21 protein-coding genes are annotated in these 21,804 nt (G+C 72.8%); 16 read left to right on the forward strand and 5 right to left on the reverse strand.

All coding sequences use genetic code 11. From position 1 onward, the window contains the following. Positions 1-54 precede the first annotated feature (54 nt). The 4 genes from GGE06_RS41270 to GGE06_RS41285 are packed head-to-tail and all read left to right on the forward strand — an operon-like array spanning position 55 to position 4,464. The gene (locus GGE06_RS41270; RefSeq protein WP_116165497.1) at positions 55-1,251 is read left to right on the forward strand and encodes an allantoate amidohydrolase; all 1,197 of its coding nucleotides are present in this window, start codon (positions 55-57) and stop codon (positions 1,249-1,251) included. Beyond that, positions 1,242-2,579, forward strand: a complete 1,338-nt coding sequence (locus tag GGE06_RS41275) for a formimidoylglutamate deiminase (protein WP_184933238.1) — start codon at positions 1,242-1,244, stop codon at positions 2,577-2,579. Before GGE06_RS41270 ends, GGE06_RS41275 begins: the two co-directional genes overlap by 10 nt. Positions 2,580-2,637: 58 nt before the next feature. Continuing rightward, a complete protein-coding gene (hutI, locus tag GGE06_RS41280) occupies positions 2,638-3,807 on the forward strand; it encodes an imidazolonepropionase (RefSeq protein ID WP_116160635.1) in 1,170 nt (389 codons plus the stop codon). A 48-nt stretch (positions 3,808-3,855) separates the two neighbouring features. Continuing rightward, positions 3,856-4,464, forward strand: coding sequence for an HD domain-containing protein (locus GGE06_RS41285; protein WP_184933239.1), 609 nt, complete (start codon positions 3,856-3,858; stop codon positions 4,462-4,464). Positions 4,465-4,470: 6 nt separating this feature from the next. Here the strand turns inward: GGE06_RS41285 and GGE06_RS41290 are convergent, their stop codons facing one another. Continuing rightward, complete coding sequence (locus GGE06_RS41290; RefSeq protein ID WP_184933240.1) at positions 4,471-4,827, reverse strand: hypothetical protein; 357 nt, start codon at positions 4,825-4,827, stop codon at positions 4,471-4,473. 226 nt (positions 4,828-5,053) lie between these two features. Continuing rightward, positions 5,054-5,941: an RNA polymerase sigma factor SigF gene (locus GGE06_RS41295; protein ID WP_116160638.1), complete on the reverse strand. Its 888-nt coding sequence runs from the start codon at positions 5,939-5,941 to the stop codon at positions 5,054-5,056. Positions 5,942-6,163: 222 nt separating this feature from the next. On the opposite strand from GGE06_RS41295, the gene GGE06_RS41300 reads away from it, so the two are divergent. The 6 genes from GGE06_RS41300 (at position 6,164) to GGE06_RS41325 (ending at position 11,268) form a co-directional block, all read left to right on the forward strand. Continuing rightward, positions 6,164-6,532, forward strand: coding sequence for an STAS domain-containing protein (locus tag GGE06_RS41300; protein ID WP_116160639.1), 369 nt, complete (start codon positions 6,164-6,166; stop codon positions 6,530-6,532). Between the two features lie 93 nt (positions 6,533-6,625). Continuing rightward, complete coding sequence (locus GGE06_RS41305) at positions 6,626-7,045, forward strand: ATP-binding protein (protein ID WP_116160640.1); 420 nt, start codon at positions 6,626-6,628, stop codon at positions 7,043-7,045. Between the two features lie 119 nt (positions 7,046-7,164). Then, positions 7,165-7,854 (forward strand): peptidase, encoded by a 690-nt coding sequence (locus tag GGE06_RS41310; RefSeq protein ID WP_116165498.1) that lies wholly within the window; start codon positions 7,165-7,167, stop codon positions 7,852-7,854. After that, on the forward strand, positions 7,854-8,720 hold the full coding sequence (locus GGE06_RS41315) for a COG1361 family protein (protein WP_184933241.1): 867 nt from the start codon (positions 7,854-7,856) through the stop codon (positions 8,718-8,720). Before GGE06_RS41310 ends, GGE06_RS41315 begins: the two co-directional genes overlap by 1 nt. Continuing rightward, a complete protein-coding gene (locus GGE06_RS41320; protein WP_184933242.1) occupies positions 8,717-9,778 on the forward strand; it encodes a hypothetical protein in 1,062 nt (353 codons plus the stop codon). Before GGE06_RS41315 ends, GGE06_RS41320 begins: the two co-directional genes overlap by 4 nt. A 14-nt stretch (positions 9,779-9,792) precedes the next feature. Next, positions 9,793-11,268: a hypothetical protein gene (locus tag GGE06_RS41325; protein WP_184933243.1), complete on the forward strand. Its 1,476-nt coding sequence runs from the start codon at positions 9,793-9,795 to the stop codon at positions 11,266-11,268. Between the two features lie 64 nt (positions 11,269-11,332). Here the strand turns inward: GGE06_RS41325 and GGE06_RS41330 are convergent, their stop codons facing one another. After that, positions 11,333-12,850: a peptide MFS transporter gene (locus GGE06_RS41330; protein WP_116160644.1), complete on the reverse strand. Its 1,518-nt coding sequence runs from the start codon at positions 12,848-12,850 to the stop codon at positions 11,333-11,335. A 425-nt stretch (positions 12,851-13,275) separates the two neighbouring features. Between GGE06_RS41330 and GGE06_RS41335 the strand changes: the two genes are divergently transcribed. Together GGE06_RS41335 and GGE06_RS41340 are read left to right on the forward strand one after the other, a co-directional pair. Then, entirely contained in the window at positions 13,276-13,953 is a 678-nt protein-coding gene (locus GGE06_RS41335) for a response regulator transcription factor (RefSeq protein ID WP_041129540.1), read from the forward strand. Between the two features lie 225 nt (positions 13,954-14,178). After that, on the forward strand, positions 14,179-15,450 hold the full coding sequence (locus tag GGE06_RS41340; RefSeq protein ID WP_116160645.1) for a sensor histidine kinase: 1,272 nt from the start codon (positions 14,179-14,181) through the stop codon (positions 15,448-15,450). An 18-nt stretch (positions 15,451-15,468) separates the two neighbouring features. Here the strand turns inward: GGE06_RS41340 and GGE06_RS41345 are convergent, their stop codons facing one another. Beyond that, complete coding sequence (locus GGE06_RS41345) at positions 15,469-15,984, reverse strand: GtrA family protein (protein ID WP_116160646.1); 516 nt, start codon at positions 15,982-15,984, stop codon at positions 15,469-15,471. A 188-nt stretch (positions 15,985-16,172) separates the two neighbouring features. On the opposite strand from GGE06_RS41345, the gene GGE06_RS41350 reads away from it, so the two are divergent. The 4 genes from GGE06_RS41350 (at position 16,173) to GGE06_RS41365 (ending at position 20,150) form a co-directional block, all read left to right on the forward strand. Continuing rightward, positions 16,173-17,312 carry a 5-(carboxyamino)imidazole ribonucleotide synthase gene (locus GGE06_RS41350; RefSeq protein WP_184933244.1) on the forward strand — a complete coding sequence of 380 codons (1,140 nt, stop codon included), beginning with the start codon at positions 16,173-16,175 and terminating at the stop codon, positions 17,310-17,312. A 19-nt stretch (positions 17,313-17,331) separates the two neighbouring features. Beyond that, positions 17,332-17,829 carry a 5-(carboxyamino)imidazole ribonucleotide mutase gene (gene purE / locus GGE06_RS41355; protein ID WP_086824477.1) on the forward strand — a complete coding sequence of 166 codons (498 nt, stop codon included), beginning with the start codon at positions 17,332-17,334 and terminating at the stop codon, positions 17,827-17,829. Further along, on the forward strand, positions 17,826-19,031 hold the full coding sequence (locus tag GGE06_RS41360; RefSeq protein WP_116160648.1) for a dipeptidase: 1,206 nt from the start codon (positions 17,826-17,828) through the stop codon (positions 19,029-19,031). Before purE ends, GGE06_RS41360 begins: the two co-directional genes overlap by 4 nt. A gap of 582 nt (positions 19,032-19,613) precedes the next feature. Beyond that, on the forward strand, positions 19,614-20,150 hold the full coding sequence (locus GGE06_RS41365) for a membrane dipeptidase (RefSeq protein WP_512701029.1): 537 nt from the start codon (positions 19,614-19,616) through the stop codon (positions 20,148-20,150). A 64-nt stretch (positions 20,151-20,214) separates the two neighbouring features. Here the strand turns inward: GGE06_RS41365 and GGE06_RS41370 are convergent, their stop codons facing one another. Next, the gene (locus tag GGE06_RS41370) at positions 20,215-21,540 is read right to left on the reverse strand and encodes a UDP-glucose dehydrogenase family protein (RefSeq protein WP_184933245.1); all 1,326 of its coding nucleotides are present in this window, start codon (positions 21,538-21,540) and stop codon (positions 20,215-20,217) included. Between the last annotated feature and the right edge of the window lie 264 nt (positions 21,541-21,804).

Consider the following 21,804-nt stretch of genomic DNA (forward strand, 5'->3'; position numbering starts at 1 on the left):
GGCTCCGCCCGGGCCGCCTCGGCGGGGCGGGGGGACTCCCCCTCGTTCCACGCCATGTGGACCAGCCTCCACGGAATCGGCCGCAACGCGGCCTCCGGCGGCTACCGCCGCTACGCCTGGACCCAGGCCGACGCCGACTGCCGCCTCTGGTTCCGCATGCAGGCCGAGGCCCGCCGTCTCGACGTCGAGACCGACCGCAACGGCAACCAGTGGGCCTGGCTCGGCGACCCCACGGCCGGCGACGCCGTCGTCACCGGCTCCCACCTGGACTCCGTCCCCGACGGCGGCGCCTTCGACGGCCCCCTCGGCGTCGTGTCCTCCTTCGCCGCCCTCGACGAACTCCGCGCCCGCGGCGTCTCGTTCAAGCGGCCCCTCGCCATCGTCAACTTCGGCGACGAGGAAGGGGCCCGCTTCGGCCTCGCCTGCGTCGGCTCCCGCCTCACCGCGGGACGGCTGACGAAGGAGCAGGCGTACGAGCTCCGCGACGCCGACGGCATCAGCCTCCCGCAGGCCATGGAGGCCGCCGGACACGACCCGTCGACGATCGGCGCGGACCCCGAGCGGCTCGCCCGCATCGGCGCCTTCGTCGAGCTCCACGTCGAGCAGGGCCGGGCCCTGGACCTGTCCGGGGACCCCGTCGGCATCGCCTCCTCCATCTGGCCGCACGGCCGCTGGCGGTACGACTTCGCCGGCGAGGCCAACCACGCGGGCACCACCCGCCTGGTCGACCGCCGCGACCCGATGCTGACCTACGCCGAGACCGTCCTCGCCGCCCGCCGCGAGGCCGAACTCGCGGGCGCCGTCGCCACCTTCGGCAAGATCGCCGTCGAGCCGAACGGCGTCAACGCCATCCCGTCGATGGTCCGCGGCTGGCTCGACGCCCGCGCCGCCGACCAGAGCTCCCTCGACAAGGTCGTCGCGGGCGTCGAGGCGGAGGCCCGCGCCTACGCCGAGCGCCACGGCATCGACCTCACGGTCGTCCGGGAGTCCTTCACCCCGATCGTGGACTTCTCGCACGCCCTGCGCGACGAGCTCTCCAGGATCCTCGGCACCACCGGCAAGGTGCCGGTCCTCGGCACCGGAGCGGGACACGACGCGGGCATCCTGTCCGAAGCGATCCCGACCGCCATGCTGTTCGTACGGAACCCCACCGGCGTCTCGCACTCCCCGGCCGAGTTCGCCGCCGAGGACGACTGCGTCGCCGGAGTCCTCGCACTCGCCGACGTACTGGAGGAGCTGGCGTGCCGCTGACGACGTACTGGCTGGAACACGCCTGGCTCGACACGAACGTCGAGCCGGGCGTGGCCCTGGAGGTCACCGACGGCCGCATCGCCGCGGTCCGGACCGGCGTGGAGACGCCGCCGCCGGGCGCCGTCGTCCTGCGCGGCCTGACGATCCCCGGCCTCGCGAACGCCCACTCGCACGCCTTCCACCGCGCCCTGCGCGGCACGGTCCAGGTCGGCTCCGGCACCTTCTGGACCTGGCGCGAGGTCATGTACACCGTCGCCCAGCGCCTCACCCCCGACAGCTACTTCGCGCTCGCCCGCGCGGTGTACGCGGAGATGGCGCTCGCCGGCATCACCTCCGTCGGCGAGTTCCACTACCTGCACCACGCGCCCGGCGGCAGCCCGTACGCCGACCCCAACGCGATGGGCGAGGCGCTCATCGCGGCCGCGGGCGAGGCGGGCATCCGCATCACCCTCCTCGACACCGCGTACCTCTCCTCCGGCTTCGGCGCCGCCCCCGAGCGGCACCAGCTCCGCTTCACGGACGGCACGGCCGAGAAGTGGGCGGAGCGGGTGAGCGCGCTGAAGGAGCGCGAAGGCGTACGCATCGGAGCGGCGATCCACTCGGTACGCGCGGTCCCGGCGGACCAGCTGGCGACGGTGGCCCAGTGGGCGGGGGCCCGCAACGCACCCCTCCACGTCCACCTCTCGGAGCAGACCGCCGAGAACGACGCCTGCCTCGCGGCCCACGGCATGACGCCGACCCAGCTCCTCGCGGAACACGGCGTCCTGGGCGCGCGGACGACGGGCGTCCACAACACCCACCTGACGGACGGGGACATCACGCTCCTCGGCACGTCGACCACCGGCACCTGCATGTGCCCGACGACCGAACGCGACCTCGCCGACGGCATCGGCCCGGCCGTCGCCCTCCAGCGCGCCGGCTCGCCGCTCTCCCTCGGCAGCGACAGCCACGCCGTCATCGACCTCCTCGAAGAGGCGCGGGCGATGGAGCTGAACGAGCGCCTGCGCACCCGGACCCGCGGCCACTGGACGGCGGCCGCGCTCCTCCGCGCGGCGACGACGGACGGCCACGCGGCCCTCGGATGGCGGGACGCGGGCGTCCTGGAGACCGGCGCCCTGGCCGACTTCACCACGATCGCCCTGGACACGGTCCGCACGGCCGGCCCGGTCCCGCGCCTCGCGGCGGAGACGGCGGTCTTCGCGGCGACGGCGGCGGACGTCCACCACGTGGTGGTGGGCGGCCGGACGGTCGTCCGAGACGGCGCCCACGTCTCCGTACCGGACGTCGGCGAGGCGCTGGCGACCGCGATCGCCGCGCTCAGGAACTAGGCGGGCCGACCGGCCCACCGGCCCGCACCCGAACGACCCGCCCCCACCGGAGAGCAACATGACGACGACGCTGATCACGAACATCGGCAGCCTGGTCACGAACGACCCGACCCTCGGCGAAGGCCCCCTGGGCCTGATCAAGGACGCCGCGCTCGTCCTGGAAGACGAAAAGGTTTCCTGGGCGGGCCCGGCGGCGCAGGCCCCGGCGGCCGACCAGGCGGTCGACGCGGCCGGCCGCGCCGTCATCCCCGGCTTCGTCGACTCCCACTCGCACCTCGTCTTCGCGGGCGACCGCACGGCCGAGTTCAACGCGCGGATGTCGGGCCAGCCGTACAAGGCGGGCGGCATCCGCACGACGGTCGCGGCGACGCGCGCCGCCACCGACGCCGAACTCTCGGCGAACGTGGCCAAGTACATGTGGGAGGCCCTCCGCCAGGGCACCACCACCTTCGAGACGAAGTCCGGCTACGGCCTGACCGTCGAGGACGAGGCCCGCGCCCTGCGCATCGCGGCCGAGCACACGGACGAGGTGACGTACCTCGGCGCGCACATCGTGTCCCCGGACTACGCCGACGACCCGGCCGCGTACGTGAAGCTGGTGACCGGCGAGATGCTGGACGCCTGCGCGCCGTACGCCCGCTGGGTGGACGTCTTCTGCGAGAAGGGCGCGTTCGACGGCGACCAGGCCCGCGCGATCCTCAAGGCCGGCCAGGCGAAGGGCCTCCAGGCCCGCGTCCACGCCAACCAGCTGACGTACGGCCCCGGCGTGCAGCTCGCGGTCGAGCTGGACGCGGCGAGCGCCGACCACTGCACGCACCTGACGGACGCCGACATCGACGCCCTCGCCCAGGGCGACACGGTCGCGACGCTGCTGCCGGGCGCGGAGTTCTCGACCCGCGCGGAATGGCCGGACGCCCGCCGCCTGATCGACGTCGGCGTGACGGTCGCCCTCTCCACGGACTGCAACCCGGGCTCCTCCTTCACGTCCTCGATGCCGTTCTGCATCGCGCTCGCGGTACGGGACATGCTGATGACCCCGGACGAGGCGATCTGGTCCGCCACCGCGGGCGGCGCGGCGGCCCTGCGCCGCACCGACGTCGGCAGGCTGTCGGTCGGCGCCCGCGCGGACCTCGTCGTCCTCGACGCCCCGTCCCACGTCCACCTGGCCTACCGCCCGGGCGTGCCGCTGGTGGCGGAGGTCTGGCGCAAGGGCGTGCGGACGGTCTGATCACCGGAAGCCCGCCGCCCGGGCGGGGAACGCCCGTAGCCTGACCCGATGCCTCCGCCAGACGACGCACTGTCCCGAGCACTGGACGATCCCGCGGACCCGCCGTTCCACCCGCTTCCGCGGGCGGCGGCGGACCTCCTCCGCACCCTCGACGCGCCGCCGCGCCTGGCCGCCCACCTGCGCGCGGTGCACGACGTCGCCCGGCAGTTGGTCGGCTGGGTGGAGGAGCGCTGTCCGGACCTGGCCGTCGACCGTGGGGCCGTCCTGTTCGGGGCGGCGACCCACGACATCGGCAAGGTGGTGCACCCCGCCGAACTCTCCGGCCCCGGCTCCCTGCACGAGGAGGCGGGCAGGGAACTCCTCGCGGCGCACGGCTTCGCCCCGGAGCTGGCCCGCTTCGCGGCCACCCACGCGACGTGGACGGACCCCGGGGCGACCGTGGAGGACCTCCTGGTCAGCACGGCCGACAAGATCTGGAAGAACAAGCGGGTGCCCGCCCTCGAAGACCTCCTCGTGGCCCGGCTGACCGAGGCGACCGGCAGACCCCGCTGGGAGGAGTTCCTCGCCCTCGACGAACTGCTCGAACGCCTCGGCGCCGGCGCGGACCGCCGCCTCGCCTACCAGGCGACGTTCCCGACCGGCAGGCCCGTGCCCTGAGCCCCGTCACCGGAACTCGTGGACGACCTCGATCCCGCCCACGATGTGCGCGTTGAACTCGTCCAACTCCTCCGCTGGGACCCACAGTTCGAGGATCGTGCGGCCGCCCGCCTGCTGGACCGGATAGCGGCGGAGGAACTCCGTGTCGACCTCGAAGCGGGTCACGAAGCCGGCGCCGTCGTGCTTCACGTTCCAGTCGCGGGCGATCCTCACCGCGTACTCCTCGTCGAGGACCGGATAGAAGATCGGCTGCTCGGGCAGCCGCGGCGGCCACGCGCACCAACCTGACTCCCGCACGAGCTCCAACTCGACCGGACCGGTGGGGCGCCACAGGGTCGTCGTCGGGCGGGTGCCGGTGCTCATGGCGGTTCGCTTTCCGGGTGGGGATCGGGGCCTGAACCGTAGCGGTGGTCTTGTGGCGCGGGCACCTCAATTCCGGTGGCCCCGCGTTCGTCCGGGCCCTCGGAGACGTACAGATCGGCTGGTAGGTCAGGCCGACAGAGCCCGGACCGGAGCCCGGCCACACGGAAGGGCCCGTTCGGGGTCGGTCGACCGTGAACGGGCCCTTTCCGTGGCCGTCTTGGCGGGGTCACTCCTCCAGTGTCAGCCCCCGCCGCAGCCGCCCGAGCGTGCGGGCGAGCAGCCGGGACACGTGCATCTGCGAGATGCCGAGCTCCGCGCCGATCTCCGACTGGGTGAGGCCGGAGACGAAGCGCAGGGAGAGGATCCGCCGCTCGCGCGCGGGCAGCGAGGCGATCATCGGCTTGAGGGAGGCGATGTACTCGATGCCGGTCAGACCGTTGTCCTCGTAGCCGAGCCGGTCGGCGAGCGCGGCCTCGCCGCCGGCGCCGTCCTCCTCGTCGGGCTGCGCGTCGAGCGAGGTCGCGGTGTAGGCGTTGCTCGCGGCCATGCCCTCGACGACCTCCTCCGGCGGGATGCGGAGTTCCTCGGCGAGTTCGGCGACGGTCGGGGCGCGGTCGAGGCGCTGGGAGAGCGCGTCGCCGGCCCTGGCGAGGTCGAGCCGGAGCTCCTGGAGTCTGCGGGGCACGTGCACGGACCACGACGTGTCGCGGAAGAAGCGCTTGATCTCGCCGATGATCGTCGGCATCGCGAAGGTCGGGAACTCGACGCCGCGGGTCAGTTCGAAGCGGTCGATCGCCTTGATGAGGCCGATGGTGCCGACCTGGACGATGTCCTCCATGGGTTCGCTGCGCGTGCCGAACCGGGCGGCGGCGAACCGGACCAGGGCCAGGTTGAGTTCGACCAGGGTGTTGCGGACGTACGCGTGGTCGTGGGTGCCCTCCTCCAGCTCGGAGAGCCGGGCGAAGAGCTGCTTCGACAGGGCACGGGCGTCGACCGGTCCGATCCGGTCGAGCGGTATGTCGTGCAGCCGGTCGGGCAGTTCGACGAGAGGGGGGTGGGGGAGCGCTGCCGACGGCGCGTCGGGGGTACGCGGGGCGTCGAGCCGGGGTGACATGGGTCTCCTTCTGGTGCTTCTCGCTGCGGTTTGCGGCGCCTCCAAAGCCGGCCGGGTCGGACGTTCCTTTCTAGCCCTACCGGTTGGACCCGGACAGTTGCAAGTGGCAATAATCCGTTTCGTACCGATATGGGAAGTACCTCGTGTGCATCGGAGGGTGTGCCGCGAGTAGGGTTCGGGGCACGTCAGTCGGCATCCGCGAGAGCGAGAAGAGGCACGGCCATGGACCGCGAACACATCGGCAGCGCGCCGCCCGCGCGGCTGCGGGTCGAGGTCCGCGACGTGGCCGGGAGCACGCTCCTCACGCCCGTCGGTGAGCTCGATCACCACACCGCCGACCTGCTGCGCGCCCCTCTGGACGGCGCCCTCGACGAGGGCCGCGCGCGGCTCGTCGTCGACTGCTCGGGCCTGGAGTTCTGCGACTCGACCGGACTCAACGTGCTCCTTGGCGCCCGGCTGAGGGCGGACGCCGCCGGCGGCGGCGTCCATCTGGTGGCGATGCGGCCCCCGGTGGCCCGGGTGTTCCACATCACGGGCGCGGACGCCGTCTTCACCGTCCACGAGACGCTCGCCACAGCACTCCCCGGCTGAGACCCGCGTCATACGCCTCCTCCGGTGCCGCCGGCGCGGCCCGCCCGCACGTCCTGTCCCCTCTGTCCCGCCGATCGGTGAGGTGAAGCGTTGATGGACCAAGCTTCCGACGTCCGTACGCTCGCCCTCGGCGAGACCAGCGGCACCGTGCCCCTCGCGCGCGACTTCACGCGGACGGCACTCCACGAGTGGGGCTGGCTGCCGGCCGCCACCGCCGACCGCAGGGCCGCCGCGGAGGACGTCCTGCTCGTCGTCTCCGAGCTCGTCACCAACGCCTGCCTGCACGCCGAGGGGCCCGAACGACTGCGCGTCCTGCGGACGCCCCGGACGCTGCGCCTCGAAGTCACCGACCGCGGCGCCGGCCAGCCCGCCCCCCGCACCCCGCACCGCTCCGGCCGCCCGGGCGGCCACGGCATGTTCATCGTCCAGCGCCTCTGCCTCGACTGGGGCATCGACCGCACCCCCGGAGCCCCCGGCAAGACGGTCTGGGCCGAACTGGCCGCGCCCGCCTAGGACTTTCACAAGTTCACCGGTTCCCCTGCCTTCCCTCCTCAGGGCCCCGGGCGTACCTTGGCGGCCAATCTGAAAGACCGTCAGTTTCGTTGCGGTGAGGGGTGCTCGGGGTGTCCAAGGTGCCGAACCGGAGGAGAACGGCCGCCGCGCTCACCGCGGCGGCCGCGGTGGCGGGCGGGGTCGTGCTGGCCGGCGCACCGGTCGCGCAGGCGACCGTCGTCGACGTCAACTACGCCTGCGAGACGAAGATCGGGCCCAAGAGCGCCGTCTCGCCCGTCGACATCAAGGCCGTCAAGAGCGGCAGCGGCTACACGATCACCATGTCGTTCGAGAAGGGGGTGTCCGACAGCCCGGTCGAGCTCCCCAAGGGCGTCATGACCCCGCGCGCCCTGCTCGTCCTCGGCGGCGCCGCGAGCGGCACGGTGAAGGTCACCGGGACGCCGAACTCGGCCGCGATCCCGCCCGACACCCCCATCAGCATCGGCACGCTGACCGGCACGTTCACCCCGAAGAAGAACGGCAAGGTCACCTTCACGGCGGGCACCCTCACCGTGCACGCCCTCGGGATGGACGCGGCCGTCTGCACCCCGAAGAACAACCCCAAGCCGTCCCTGGAACTCGAGGTCACGGGCGTATCCGGCGGCGGCTCGGGAGGCTCCGACACTCCGCCGCCGCCCGCCACCGACGGCGACCAGCTGCCGAAGACCGGCCCGCTCGACTCCGCCGTGGCGCTCGGCACCCTCGGCGGCACCGTCCTGCTGACCGGCGCCGCCGGAGTCCTCTGGCTCACGCGGCGCACGGCACGCTGATGCGGACGGCGCCACGCCTCGGACGGCGCACGGCCGCGCGCTCCGGACGGCGCACGGCCGCCCGCTCCGGGCTCGTGGCCGCCGCGACCGCCCTCCTCGGCGCGGTCGCGGCGGCGCCCCCCGGCGCCCAGGCCTGGACGGCGGCGCCCGCCGCCGGACGGCCGTACGCCTACCTGGAGGGGCCGGCGGGCAGCGTCCTCCAGGACACCCTGTCGGTCACCAACCCCGGCACCGCGCCGCTCACCGTGCGCCTCACCGGCCAGGGCGGCGCCCCGGTGTCGTTCGCCGCGCGGACCGTGCGCGTGCCCGCCAGGACCCGCGCCGACGTGCCCTTCGCCGTGACCGTCACCGCCGACACCCCGCCCGGCGAACACCGCGGCACCGTCCGCGCCTCGGCCGCCGGCCGGGAGGTCCGGGTCGACCTGCGGCTACGGGTCAGCGGACCGCGCCTCGCCGCGCTCACCGTCGAGGACGTCCACGTCGACGCGGGCGCCGTCCGCTACACCCTGGTCAACCGCGGCACCACGGTCCTCGCCCCGAGCCTCGCGGTCCGCGCCGAGGGCCTCCTCGGCACCGTCCTCGACCGGCCCGGACGCGCCCTGCCGCTCACCCTCCGCCCCGGCGAGCGGGCCACCCGGACCGAACCCTGGCCCGACCCGCCCGCCCTCGACTCCGTCACCGTCCGGCTGACGGCCACCGCACCGGGCGCCGCCCCCGCCACCGCCCGCGCCGAGGCCGCCTTCGCCTCGGGCCCCGCGCTCACCGGCACGGCCGGGCTGCTCCTGGCAGCGGTGGGCGGCGCCGGGTACGCGGCACGGCGGCGGCGCGCCGGGGCCCGTACCCAGCGAGCGGGAGCGACCCCATGAGGACGATCCGTACGGCCGCCGCCCTCCTCACCGCCCTCGCCCTCGTCCTGCTGCCCACCGCCCCCGCGGCGGTCGCGGCCCCGGGCCCCGTCGTCGAGCTCTCGACGACGGAGGGCGGCAAGGGCGGCGAGATCACCGTCAGCGGCAGCGGCTGGAAACCCGGCGCGCTGCTCATGCTCCTGATCTGCGGCCAGGGCGCCCCCGGCAAGGGCGTCATCGGCGGCACCAACTCCTGCGCCAACACCGAGGGCCGGGCGGCCACCGTCGACGCGCGGGGCGCCTTCAGCACGAAGCTCCCCGTCGCCGAGCCCCCCAAGCCCTGTCCCTGCGTGGTGCACGTCGCCGGGGTCACCGGGCAGCAGGACGCCGTCGACAAGGAGTTCACGGTCGCCGGGCACCCCACGGCCCCGCTCCCCGAGCCCTCCGGCGACGGCCGCCTCGCCGTCCTCGCCGCCGTCCGCCTCGACGGCTCCAGCGGCGTCCTCGTCTGGTTCGGGGCGCCCCCGCGCCGCGAGGTCGTCTTCACCGTCGGCAACCTCGGCCCGGCCCCGGTCAAGGACCCGGTCTTCCAGGTCGGCACCAGCCACGGCGTCTTCGCCCCGCAGTACGAGGAACGCCAGTGGCGCGGCACGATCGAACCCGGCAAGAAGGCCCTGATCCGCCTCCCCGCCGAACTCTCGGCCGGCGCGCACGGCGACTACCAGGTCTCCGTGACGTACGCGGGCAAGGTCCTCGTCGAGCAGCCGTGGGGCGTCGGCCGTCCCTGGGGCGTGACCCTCTTCTGGGCGCTCCTCGCCCTCGTGGCGCCGGCCGCCCTGTTCCGGATCGGCATGGCCGTGGTCGACCGCGCGCGGCCCGCTTCCGGGGCCGGTCGGGCCCGCGCCGGGGGGACCCGGACGCCGGCGCGCGGCCGCCGCCGGGCCCCGGCCCGTACACCCGCTTCCGCCCCCGCTCCGGGGGACGGCGAGACGACCGCGGCCCTGCCGTGGTTCAGCCCTGACTCCGCACCGTCAGCGCCAGAGAGCAGCAGCCCGACGACGACGAAGGGACAAGCGTGAGTACGCAACGGAGGATGAGCGCGGCCGGGGTCGCGCTGATGCTCGGCGGCGCGGGGATCCTGTATGCCGCCGGCCCCGCCCAGGCCGCCGAGGTGTCGTACGCGACGGAGTGCATCCCGCCGCCGATCTCGGGCCTCCCGCCCGTGCAGGGCACCACGAAGGTGCTGATCACCGCACCCGCGGAGGCCAAGGTCGGCGACGAGGTCGAGATCGTCTGGAAGACGGTCCAGGCCGCCTCGAAGAACCCCGACGTGCTCGACCTCGACAAGGACACGGTGAAGCCGACCGGCGTCCTCACCGTCGGCGGCGCGGGCAGCGGGACCGTCGCGATGGAGGGCCCCCGGCAGAACCCGCCGATCCCCAAGAACAGCCCGATGGTGCTGCCCGACATGAAGGGGAAGCTGAAGCTGGACAAGGCGGGCGAGTTCACGCTGACGCCCGGCAAGTACACGATCAACGTGTCCAAGCCCCTGTCGACGGACACCAAGTGCTCCCCGAAGGAGACGGTGCCGGTCGGCGCGACGATCAAGGTGACGGAGGGGGGAGGGGGCAGCACGTCCGGAGGGTCGACGACGTCCGGTGGTTCGACGACCACGTCCGGTGGTTCTTCGTCGGCGTCCGGTGGTTCGACGACGACGTCCGGTGGCGCTTCGACCTCGGGTGATTCCTCGGCCTCGGGCGGGACCACCGCATCCGGGGGGACGACGACCACGTCGGGCGGTACGACGACGGCCGGCGGGACCACCGCGTCCGGCGGGTCCTCGGCCTCGGGTGACACGAGTGCCTCCGGGAGCACCACCACCTCCGGCGGCTCCGGGAGCTCCGGCGGTTCCGGTGGGCAGACCGACTTCCCCGGCAAGGAGGTCTCCGTCGCGTTCGCCTGTCAGAGCCCCGGCCCGCCCGACATCTCCTCCAAGGTGACGATCAACGCCAAGAGGAACGGCGAGGTCTACGACCTCAGGGTCAAGACGGCCAAGGGCGTCATGGACAGCCCCGCCGACCTGCCCAAGGGCGCCCTGAAGCCGTCCATGGCGGTGAAGCTCGGCGGGGCCGACAGCGGCACGGTGAAGGTCACCGGCGCGGCGAACCCCGCCCCCCTCACCAGGGGCGCCCCGGTCAGCCTGGAGGACATGAAGGGAACGTACCGGCCCGGAGCGACGGGCAAGTCGACGCTCAGCCCCGGCACGCTCACCATCACGGTCACCCTCGGCACCGTGAACATGGAGATCCCCTGCCAGGTCAAGGGCTCCGTCCAGGCCTCCCTGGAGCTGGACACGAGCAAGCAGGCCGGCGGCGCCTCCGGCGGCTCCGACGGCGGCACGACCACGGGCACGACCGCCGGCTCCGGCGGCTCCGGCGGCGGGAACCTCGCCCACACCGGCGCCGACGACGACGGCGCCCTGCGCGCCCTGGCCCTCGTCGCGGGCACGATCATCCTGCTCGGCGGCGCGGTCTTCACCTTCACCCCGTGGGCGCGGCTCCGGCGGTGACGAACGACGGAGGGCCCGTCGCACCGGTGCGGTGCGACGGGCCCTCCGTGCGGGGCGGGTGACGTCAGTGGACGTCGCCCATGAGCACCTTGACCTTCTTGCGGTACATGAAGACCGCGACGGCGGCGATCGTGGCGGCCACGGCCTGCAGCGCGATGATCCCGGTGCCGTTCAGGTCCACGCCCGCGAGGGAGAGCAGACCCGTGGTGCAGTCACCGGCGGTGACGGCGAGGAACCAGACGCCCAGCATCTGCGAGGCGTACTTCTGCGGCGCCATCTTCGTGGTGACGGAGAGGCCGACCGGGGAGAGGCACAGCTCGGCGACGGTCTGGATGAAGTAGATCCCGACCAGCCACATCGGGCTGACCTTGCCGTCTCCGGCCATGCCGATCGGGGCCAGGAAGACGAAGAACGAGATGCCGACGCCCAGCAGACCGAGCGAGAACTTCACGATGGTGCTCGGCTCCTGGTTGCGGCGGGAGAGCCACAGCCACAGCCAGGCGAAGACCGGAGCCAGCGCCATGACGAAGAGCGGGTTGAGCGACTGGAACCAGGTGGCCGGGAAGCTCAGCGGACCGATGTGGTCGGTGGTCTTGCTGTCCGCGAAGAGGGACAGGGTCGAGCCGCCCTGGTCGTAGATCATCCAGAAGACGGCCGCGGCCACGAAGAACCAGATGTAGCCGGTGACCTTCGACTGCTCGACCTTGTCGAGGTCCTTGTCGCGCTTGATGCGGACGATCACGGCGATCGGGATGAGCAGACCGGCCAGGGTGATCGGGACGAGCGCCCAGTTCAGGGTGTACATGCCGGCGGCGACGATGATGCCGTAGAAGACGGCGACGACGGCGATCGTGGCGCAGACCTTGACGATGACGGACTTGCGCTCGGCGTCGGACAGCGGGTTCGGGACCACGCTGCTCTTCGCGTTCAGGTGGCGGGTGCCGAGCAGGAACTGGCCCAGACCGATCGCCATGCCGATGGCCGCGAGCAGGAAGCCCAGGTGCCAGTTGTAGCTCTCGCCGACGGTGCCGATGACCAGCGGGGCGAGGAAGGCGCCGAGGTTGATGCCGACGTAGAAGAGGGTGAAGCCACCGTCACGGCGCGGGTCGTCCGGGCCGTCGTAGAGGTGGCCGACCATCGTGGAGATGTTGGCCTTGAGCAGACCGGAACCGGCGGCGACCAGCGCCAGGCCGACGAAGAACATCGCCTGGCCGGGGATGGCCAGCGAGGCGTGACCGGCCATGATCACGAAGCCGGCGATGGTGACGGTCTTGCGGGCGCCCCAGACGCGGTCACCGAACCAGCCGCCGGGCATGGCCATCAGGTAGACCATCGAGACGTAGACGGAGTAGATCGCCGTCGCGGTCGCCGCGGTCATGGCGAGGCCGCCACCCTGGCTGCCGGTCGCCGCGTCCGCGCCGCCGGAGACCAGGTACAGAACGAGAAGGGCCCTCATGCCGTAGTAGGAGAAACGCTCCCACATCTCGGTCATGAAGAGGGTGGCCAGGCCACGGGGGTGGCCGAAGAACGTCTTCTCGGAACCAGGGGTTCCGGCCGAAGTCGTCGTCAGGCTGGACGCCATGTCGATCCTTGCTCTGTCGGGACGCACGCCTTGTGAGCGTGATGCGCCCGGTGGGGGAGGCCGGCACCGGCGGGGTCGAGTGACTCCACCGGGATCCACGCCCCGGCAGACGCGTTGTCGCGTCCCGGGACCCGGCCCACAGGTCATTCACCGTCTCCAGGTTCGGCGGAGCCGGACCTACGCAGAAGAGGACCTTGGCGTGTGAAGTCGGCCAAAGGTCCCCGATTACCGCTACTGACGTATCGCCACCATACGACACGACAGTGCCGGATATGGAAGGACTTGAGAGATGGATCACAGGTGACGCAGGAACCGTACGCGATCATTCGAAGGTCATCTGCTGGATGCCCACAAGATCCCCAGGGGCCATCCGGGCCCTGCGGATCCCGCCCCGGCCCGGGCGCCGTGCGGACTACCATCACCCCATGACCCGTGTACTGCTCGCCGAGGACGACGCATCCATCTCGGAACCGCTGGCCCGCGCCCTGCGGAGAGAGGGGTACGAGGTCGAGGTCCGCGAGGACGGCCCGACCGCCCTCGACGCCGGCCTCCAGGGCGGGGTCGACCTGGTCGTGCTCGACCTGGGCCTGCCCGGCATGGACGGCCTGGAGGTCGCCCGCCGGCTGCGCGCCGAGGGCCACACGGTGCCGATCCTGGTCCTGACCGCGCGTGCCGACGAGGTCGACACCGTCGTCGGGCTCGACGCCGGCGCCGACGACTACGTCACCAAGCCCTTCCGGCTCGCCGAGCTCCTCGCCCGGGTCCGGGCCCTGCTCCGGCGCGGCTCCACCGAGCCGGCCGCCGCGCCCGCGACCCACGGCGTCCGCATCGACGTCGAGTCGCACCGCGCGTGGATGGGCGACGAGGAGCTCCAGCTCACCGCGAAGGAGTTCGACCTGCTGCGCGTCCTGGTCCGGGACGCGGGCCGGGTCGTCACCCGCGACCAGCTGATGCGCGAGGTCTGGGACACCACGTGGTGGTCCTCCACCAAGACCCTCGACATGCACATCTCCTGGCTGCGCAAGAAGCTCGGCGACGACGCGGCGAACCCGCGCTACATCGCGACGGTCCGGGGCGTCGGCTTCCGCTTCGAGAAGAGCTAGGGCCTGGCCGGCGGCTCGGCCGGCCCGGCTCGCGGGGCTTGGGGGTCGGGGCTCGGCCGACTGGGCGCGGTATCGCCGTAGAGGTGCGCGTCGTGTCGCGGCCGTCCGCCGTCGTGGGCCGGTCGCGCAGTTCCCCGCGCCCCTTCAGGGCCTTGCCGCAGCGGTCGTCGTCAACGCCCTCCGGAGGAGCTCCGTGCCCCGTCAGGGCCTTGGCACACTGGGTCCATGCGCCGCCGCCTGATCAACTCCACGCTCGCCGTCGTCCTCGTCGTCATCGCCGTCTTCGGCGGCTCGCTCGTCCTCGTCGAGACCCGCACGATCTCCAACAGCGCCCAGGAGAGCGTGGACTCGGAGGCCCTCCGGCTCGTCTCCATCGTCGACAGCCGGCTCATCGGCGGCGAGCCGGTCAACCCCGGCATCCTCGCCCAGCAGGGCGGCGCCAAGCGGTACGCCCAGATCCGCATCCCCGGCCGCGACACCATCGAGATCGGCGACCGCCCCGAGGGCCAGGTCATCCGGGGCCTCGCCGAGGGCGAGCGCGGCGAGACCGTGGTCGTCGAGGAGTCCCGCTCCGAGGTGACCGCCGAGGTCGGCCGCACCCTGCTGATCATCGGCGCCGTGGCGCTGCTCGCGGTCGTCGCCGCCGTCCTCCTCGCCGTACGGCAGGCGAACAGGCTGACGTCGCCGCTCACCGACCTCGCGGAGACCGCCGAGCGGCTCGGCTCCGGCGACCCGCGGCCCCGGCACAAGCGGTACGGGGTGCCCGAGCTGGACCGGGTCGCGGACGTCCTCGACGCCTCCGCCGAGCGCATCGCCCGGATGCTCACCGCCGAGCGCCGGCTCGCCGCCGACGCCTCCCACCAGCTCCGTACGCCCCTCACCGCGCTCTCCATGCGCCTGGAGGAGGTCGCCCTCGCCGACGAGCTGGACACGGTCAAGGAGGAGGCGACGATCGCGCTCACCCAGGTCGAGCGGCTCACCGACGTCGTCGAGCGGCTCCTCACCAACGCGCGGGACCCCCGCACCGGCTCCGCCGTCGCCTTCGACCTCGACGAGGTCGTCAAGCAGCAGATCGAGGAGTGGCGCCCGGCCTACCGCAGCGCGGGGCGGGCCATCGTGCACTCCGGCAAGCAGGGGATGCGGGCCGTCGGCACCCCGGGAGCGGTCGCCCAGGTCCTCGCCGCCCTGATCGAGAACTCGCTCATGCACGGCGGCGGCACGGTCGCCCTGCGCACCCGCGTCACCGGCAACCAGTCGGTCATCGAGGTCACCGACGAGGGCCCGGGCGTCCCCGCCGACCTCGGCGCGCGGATCTTCGAGCGGGCGGTGAGCGGGCGCAGCTCGACGGGGATCGGCCTCGCGGTGGCCCGGGACCTGGCGGAGGCGGACGGCGGCCGTCTGGAGCTGCTCCAGCAGCAGCCGCCGGTCTTCGCGCTCTTCCTGAGCCGCGAGGTCAGGGGCGTCGCGAAGGAGCCGGAGGAGCGCCCGGTGCGGTAGAAGCCGACGGGGGAGGGGTCAGACGCGGTCGGGCTGGCGGCGGTCCGCCTGCCGCGGGGCCTGCTCCAGGAACGATTCGGCGGTCTGCACGGCCTCCTTCGCCGGCAGCGCGCGGAACACCCACGTGCGGTACGACCAGAAGCGGAACAGCGTCGCGACGCCGATGCCGAAGAACTTGAAGAAGTTGCTCTGCAGCGGGGTGTCCCAGCCGAACCCGTACGTCGCCGCGTACAGCAGACCGTTCTGGATCACCAGGCCGACCAGGCTGAAGACGAGGAAGAGCGCCATCTCCTTGGTGCGGCTGCTCTTGTCCCGGTCCCGGTAGGTGAAGTACCGGAAGCCGACGTAGTTGAAGGCGATCGCGACCACGGTGGCGATGACGCTCGCCCGCACGACCGGCAGGTCCGAGAAGTGGCGGACGAGGTTGAACACGCCGAGGTCGACCAGGACCCCGACGGCACCGACGGCGCCGAACTTGGCGACCTCCCGGAAGAGCCCCTGGAGTCGCATGCGCAGCGCGCCGGGTTCACTCATGGTGATCGCTCTGTCCCGTCCGTCCGGTTGACGTCCGGGCGACGTCAACCCAACCACTCTAACCAGGGCCCCTGTCACCCGCCTGTGTACCGCGCAAACCTGTGGAGAACCCGTCCCCCATCCGCTCCGTCCTTGTGGCAATCCACAGCCGGACGAGTGTTCCCCGGTGGTGCGGATACCCTAAGAGGGTGACGTTCCCCGTGGTAGGCATGGTCGGAGGCGGGCAGCTCGCCCGCATGACCCACGAGGCGGGTATCCCCCTCGGCATCAAGTTCAAGCTCCTCAGCGACACCCCGCAGGACTCCGCGGCCCAGGTGGTGAGCGAGGTCGTCCTCGGCGACTACCGCGACCTGGACACGCTGCGTGACTTCGCGCGCGGCTGCGACGTGATCACCTTCGATCACGAGCACGTGCCCGCGGAGCACCTGACGGCCCTGGAGGCGGACGGCATCGTCATCCGCCCCGGCCGCGAGGCCCTCGCGCACGCGCAGGACAAGGGGGTGATGCGCGCGCGGCTCGACGAGCTCGGCGCGCCCAGCCCCCGGCACCGCATCGTGGCGGACCCGGCGGACGCCGAGGCCTTCGCGGCCGAGGTCGGCGGCTTCCCGATCATCCTGAAGACCGTCCGCGGCGGCTACGACGGCAAGGGCGTCTGGTTCGTCCGCACGCCCGAGGAGGCCCGCGAGGCCTTCCTCGCCGGCGTCCAGGTCCTCGCCGAGGAGAAGGTCGACTTCGTCCGCGAGCTCGCGGCGAACATCGTCCGCTCCCCGCACGGCCAGGCCGTCGCCTACCCGGTCGTCGAGTCCCGCCAGGTCGACGGCGTCTGCGACACGGTCATCGCGCCCGCTCCCGACCTCGACGAGGAGCTGGCGGGGCAGGCCCAGGAGCTGGCCCTGCGGATCGCCAAGGAGCTGGGTGTCGTCGGCCACCTCGCCGTCGAGCTCTTCCAGACCACGGACGGCCGCATCCTCGTCAACGAGCTCGCGATGCGCCCGCACAACTCCGGCCACTGGACCCAGGACGGGGCGATCACCTCGCAGTTCGCCAACCACGTCCGGGCGGTCCTCGACCTGCCCCTCGGCGATCCGCGCCCCCGCGCGCGGTGGACCGTGATGTGCAATGTCCTGGGCGGCGACTTCCCGGACATGTACTCCGCGTACCTGCACTGCATGGCCAGGGACCCGCAGCTCAAGATCCACATGTACGGCAAGGACGTGAAGCCCGGTCGCAAGGTGGGCCACGTCAACACCTACGGCGACGACCTCGACGACGTGCTGGAGCGCGCCCGTCACGCCGCCGGCTATCTGCGAGGAACGATCGTTGAGTAATCCGCTCATTGGCATCGTCATGGGATCCGACTCCGACTGGCCCGTGATGGAGGCCGCGGCGCAGGCCCTGGACGAGTTCGAGATCCCGTACGAGGTCGACGTCGTCTCCGCCCACCGGATGCCGCGCGAGATGATCGCGTACGGCGAGGAGGCCGCGGGCCGCGGGCTCAAGGCGATCATCGCGGGCGCCGGCGGCGCCGCCCACCTGCCGGGCATGCTCGCCTCCGTCACCCCGCTGCCCGTCATCGGCGTGCCCGTGCCGCTGAAGTACCTCGACGGCATGGACTCGCTGCTCTCGATCGTGCAGATGCCGGCCGGCGTCCCGGTCGCCACGGTCTCCGTCGCCGGCGCGCGGAACGCGGGCCTGCTCGCGGCCCGGATGCTCGCCGCGCACGACGCCGACCTCCTCGCCCGGATGACCGAGTTCCAGCAGGAGCTCAACGACCAGGCCACCGAGAAGGGCAAGCGCCTGCGCGCCAAGGTCGAGGGCGCCGAGTCCTTCGGCTTCGCCAGGTGAGCGCGGCCGACCGTCTGGAGGAGGCCCGCGAGCTGCTCGCGGGCCACCCCGTCGTCGACGGCCACAACGACCTCCCCTGGGCGCTGCGCGAGCACGTGCGCTACGACCTGGACCGGATGGACATCGGCGCGGACCAGACCGGCGCGCTCCACACCGACCTCGCCCGGCTGCGGGCCGGGGCGGTCGGCGCCCAGTTCTGGTCGGTGTACGTGCCCTGCGAGCTGACCGGCGACCACGCCGTCAGCGCCACCCTGGAGCAGATCGACATCGTCGACCAGCTCCTCGACCGGTACGCGGGCGAGCTCGCGCCCGCCCTGACCGCCGACGACATGGAGGCGGCCCGCAAGCAGGGCCGCATCGCCTCGCTCAAGGGCGCCGAGGGCGGCCACTCGATCAACAACTCCCTCGCCACGCTGCGCGCGCTGCACGCCCTCGGCGTGCGCTACATGACGCTCACGCACAACGACAACAACGACTGGGCGGACTCGGCGACCGACGCGCCGCGCGTCGGCGGTCTGACCGCGTTCGGCCGCGAGGTCGTCCGCGAGATGAACCGCAGCGGCATGCTCGTCGACCTGTCGCACGTCGCCGCGAGCACCATGCGGGCCGCGCTCGACACCTCGGCCGCGCCGGTGATCTTCTCGCACTCCTCGGCCCGCGCGATCTGCGACCACCCGCGCAACGTCCCGGACGACGTCCTGGAGCGGCTGCCCGCCAACGGCGGCGTCGCGATGGCCACGTTCGTGCCCAAGTTCATCCTCCCCGCGGCCGTCGAGTGGACGAACCGCGCGGACGAGAACATGCGGGCGCACGGACTGCACCACCTCGACACCACCCCGCGCGGCATGGAGGTCCACCGCGCCTTCGAGGCGCTCCACCCGCGCCCGATCGCCACCGTCTCCACGGTCGCCGACCACCTCGACCACATGCGCGAGGCCGCCGGCATCGACCACATCGGCATCGGCGGCGACTACGACGGCACGGCCTTCACCCCGGCCGGCCTCGACGACGTCGCCGGCTACCCGAACCTGATCGCGGAGCTCCTGCACCGCGGCTGGTCGCACCAGGACCTGGCCAAGCTGACCTGGTCCAACGCGGTCCGCGTCCTGCGCGACGCGGAGGACGTCTCCCGCGACCTGCGCGGCCGCACGGCCCCGTCGAACGCGACGATCGACGTGCTGGACGCGCCTGACGCGCCGTAGTGCCCGTGTGAGGGCGCCCGTGTGACGGCGCCTGCGTGACGGCGCCCGTGTGACGGCTCCTCACCCGGACGGCCCACTCCGCCGAGCCCCGGTCAGGGGCCGGTGGCACGGTGGACGGTACTGCCCCGCCGCTCTCGGCGGGGCAGTACTGCATCGCCGATTCCGCACACCATGGCGGAACTGCTAAGACTTGATCCGTACGTCCCGGAGGAGGTACGGACTGCATCCGGTCGGCTGGTCCGGGCGCTCCGGCGTGGTCGCCTCGCGGCGTCTCATCCGGGGTCGCTCGGGGCCGGTTCGGAGTTCGGTGAGCAGAGGCCCGCGGTTTCGCGGGCTGCCGCAGGCGCTGTACCGGCGAGCCGGTGGTCAGAACCTCACGCGGTTGACTCACGCCAGCCGTCTTCTCGGCTGTCACTGATCGTGCCGCACTGGTGACCCAGCGAATTGCGGAACGTTTTTAAACGACCATCCCACCGTCCCCCGCCGCCACAGGCGAGCTCGACGCTCCAGAGCCACCCCCCGAAGCTTGACGAGACGGCTCACGCCCGCAACTGCGGCCGCGTCGCCACCCTGCTCGGCCCGGTGAACTGGACGGCGCTCGGCGGCTCGGCCGCCACCCTGCGGGCCTACCACGCCCTCGGCGTACGGGCCGTGAACCTCACCCGCTTCGACCGCTTCGCCCGTGACGCGGTACGGGAGATGAACCGCATCGGCCTGGCCGTGGACCTCTCCGGCGCCGACCCGGACACGGTCCGCCCGGCCCTCGCGGTCACCCGTGCCCCCGCCCTGCTGACCAGGGCGGCTCCGGAGACCCTGCCGGACGAGGTCCTGCGCCTGCTCGGCGAGAACGGCGCCGTCCTCATGGTCGCCGTCACCGAGGACCCGGAGGCCGCCGCCGACGCCCTCGACCGGGTACGGGCGGAGGCGGGCCCGCACTGCGCGGGCGTCTCCCACACCACCGCCCCGGCCGCCGGCTACGTACCGCTCCTCGCGGAGCTGCTCCGCCGGGGCTGGACCGCCCAGGAACTCGTCGGCCTCGCCCACGCCAACGCCACCCGGGCGCTGCGGGAGACGGAGTTCCTGGCCCGGACGAACCGGATCCGGCCGGCCGCGGCCTGACGGCACGTCCGTACGCGAGAGGGGCGCACCGCCGTGCGGTGCGCCCCTCTCGTACGTCTCGGGATCAGGCGGTCGGGCGGCCCATCGCCCGGTACGTCCAGCCGGCCGCCCGCCAGCGCTCGCCGTCGAGCGCGTTGCGGCCGTCGAGGACGACCCGCGCCGAGGCGACCGCGGCAAGCTCGGCCGGGTCGAGCTCGCGGAACTCGCGCCACTCGGTCAGGTGCAGCACGACGTCCGCGCCGCGCACCGCCTCCAGGGCCGAGGAGGCGTAGCCGAGGGTCGGGAAGACCTTGCGGGCGTTGTCCATGCCCTTCGGGTCGTAGACGGTCACCTGGCCGCCCTGGAGGTGTATCTGGCCGGCGACGTTCAGCGCGGGGGAGTCGCGGACGTCGTCCGAGTCCGGCTTGAAGGTGGCGCCGAGCACGGCGACCCGGCGGCCCAGGAAGGTGGAGCCGCCGAGGGCCTCGCGGGCCATCTCCACCATCTGGCCGCGCCGCCGCATGTTGATCGAGTCGATCTCGCGGAGGAAGGTGAGGGCCTGGTCGGCGCCCAGCTCGCCCGCGCGGGCCATGAAGGCCCGGATGTCCTTGGGCAGGCAGCCGCCGCCGAAGCCGATGCCGGCGCGCAGGAACTTGGCGCCGATCCGGTCGTCGTGGCCGATGGCCTCCGCGAGCTTCGCGACGTCGCCGCCCGCGGCCTCGCAGACCTCCGCCATCGCGTTGATGAAGGAGATCTTCGTCGCGAGGAAGGAGTTCGCGGCCGTCTTCACCAGCTCGGCCGTCGGGAAGTCGGTCACGACGAACGGCGAGCCCTCGCCGACGGGGACCGCGTACACCTCGCGGAGCGTCTTCTCGGCCCGCTCGCCGCGCACGCCGACGACGATCCGGTCCGGGTGCAGGGTGTCGTCGACGGCGAAGCCCTCGCGCAGGAACTCCGGGTTCCAGGCGAGCTCGACGCCCTCGGGGAGGAGCTCCGCGAGCCGCTCGGCCGAGCCGACCGGGACGGTCGACTTGCCGACGACCAGGGCCCCGTCGCGGACGACTCCGGCGAGGGAGGCGAAGGCGGCGTCCACGTAACTCATGTCACAGGCGTACTCGCCGTGCTTCTGCGGAGTGTTCACGCAGACGAAGTGCACGTCGCCGAAGGCGCCGACCTCCTCCCAGGAGGTGGTGAAGCGCAGCCGGCCGCTCGATCCCTCGATGCCGGCCACGTGCTTCGCGAGCAGTTCTTCGAGCCCCGGCTCGTACATCGGGACGCGTCCGGCGGAGAGCATCTCGATCTTCTCGGGGACGACGTCCAGGCCGAGCACCTCGAAGCCCAGCTCCGCCATGGCCGCGGCGTGGGTGGCGCCGAGGTAGCCGGTGCCGATCACGGTGATCTTGAGGGCCATGCGGGACTCCAGGGAACGGTCGGGCGGAATGCCTGCCCGAGCATAGTCGGGCCGGTCACGGTGCCTGTCGCGGTGCCCTGGTCCGGGGCCGGGTCACGCCCTACCATTTGGGTTACTTAACGGTAGTTAGCAAGCGTGGGAGTGAGTGAACGTGGCGGGTTCGTCTGATTTCGACCTGTATCGACCCTCCGAGGAGCACGACATGCTCCGGGAGTCGGTGCGTGCCCTCGCCGAGGCGAAGATCGTTCCGTTCGCCGCGGCGGT

Origin of the sequence: Streptomyces nymphaeiformis (assembly GCF_014203895.1) — a bacterium.
GTDB lineage: Bacteria > Actinomycetota > Actinomycetes > Streptomycetales > Streptomycetaceae > Streptomyces > Streptomyces nymphaeiformis.

Excerpts from the sequence above, each read along its gene's own strand:
- GGE06_RS41270 (WP_116165497.1), top strand. The coding sequence starts at position 55 with ATGTGGACCAGCCTCCACGGAATCGGCCGCAACGCGGCCTCCGGCGGC.
- hutI (WP_116160635.1), top strand. The coding sequence starts at position 2,638 with ATGACGACGACGCTGATCACGAACATCGGCAGCCTGGTCACGAACGAC.
- GGE06_RS41285 (WP_184933239.1), top strand. The coding sequence starts at position 3,856 with ATGCCTCCGCCAGACGACGCACTGTCCCGAGCACTGGACGATCCCGCG.
- GGE06_RS41290 (WP_184933240.1), bottom strand. The coding sequence starts at position 4,827 with ATGAGCACCGGCACCCGCCCGACGACGACCCTGTGGCGCCCCACCGGT.
- GGE06_RS41295 (WP_116160638.1), bottom strand. The coding sequence starts at position 5,941 with ATGTCACCCCGGCTCGACGCCCCGCGTACCCCCGACGCGCCGTCGGCA.
- GGE06_RS41300 (WP_116160639.1), top strand. The coding sequence starts at position 6,164 with ATGGACCGCGAACACATCGGCAGCGCGCCGCCCGCGCGGCTGCGGGTC.
- GGE06_RS41305 (WP_116160640.1), top strand. The coding sequence starts at position 6,626 with ATGGACCAAGCTTCCGACGTCCGTACGCTCGCCCTCGGCGAGACCAGC.
- GGE06_RS41315 (WP_184933241.1), top strand. The coding sequence starts at position 7,854 with ATGCGGACGGCGCCACGCCTCGGACGGCGCACGGCCGCGCGCTCCGGA.
- GGE06_RS41320 (WP_184933242.1), top strand. The coding sequence starts at position 8,717 with ATGAGGACGATCCGTACGGCCGCCGCCCTCCTCACCGCCCTCGCCCTC.
- GGE06_RS41325 (WP_184933243.1), top strand. The coding sequence starts at position 9,793 with ATGAGCGCGGCCGGGGTCGCGCTGATGCTCGGCGGCGCGGGGATCCTG.
- GGE06_RS41330 (WP_116160644.1), bottom strand. The coding sequence starts at position 12,850 with ATGGCGTCCAGCCTGACGACGACTTCGGCCGGAACCCCTGGTTCCGAG.
- GGE06_RS41335 (WP_041129540.1), top strand. The coding sequence starts at position 13,276 with ATGACCCGTGTACTGCTCGCCGAGGACGACGCATCCATCTCGGAACCG.
- GGE06_RS41340 (WP_116160645.1), top strand. The coding sequence starts at position 14,179 with ATGCGCCGCCGCCTGATCAACTCCACGCTCGCCGTCGTCCTCGTCGTC.
- GGE06_RS41345 (WP_116160646.1), bottom strand. The coding sequence starts at position 15,984 with ATGAGTGAACCCGGCGCGCTGCGCATGCGACTCCAGGGGCTCTTCCGG.
- purE (WP_086824477.1), top strand. The coding sequence starts at position 17,332 with ATGGGATCCGACTCCGACTGGCCCGTGATGGAGGCCGCGGCGCAGGCC.
- GGE06_RS41370 (WP_184933245.1), bottom strand. The coding sequence starts at position 21,540 with ATGGCCCTCAAGATCACCGTGATCGGCACCGGCTACCTCGGCGCCACC.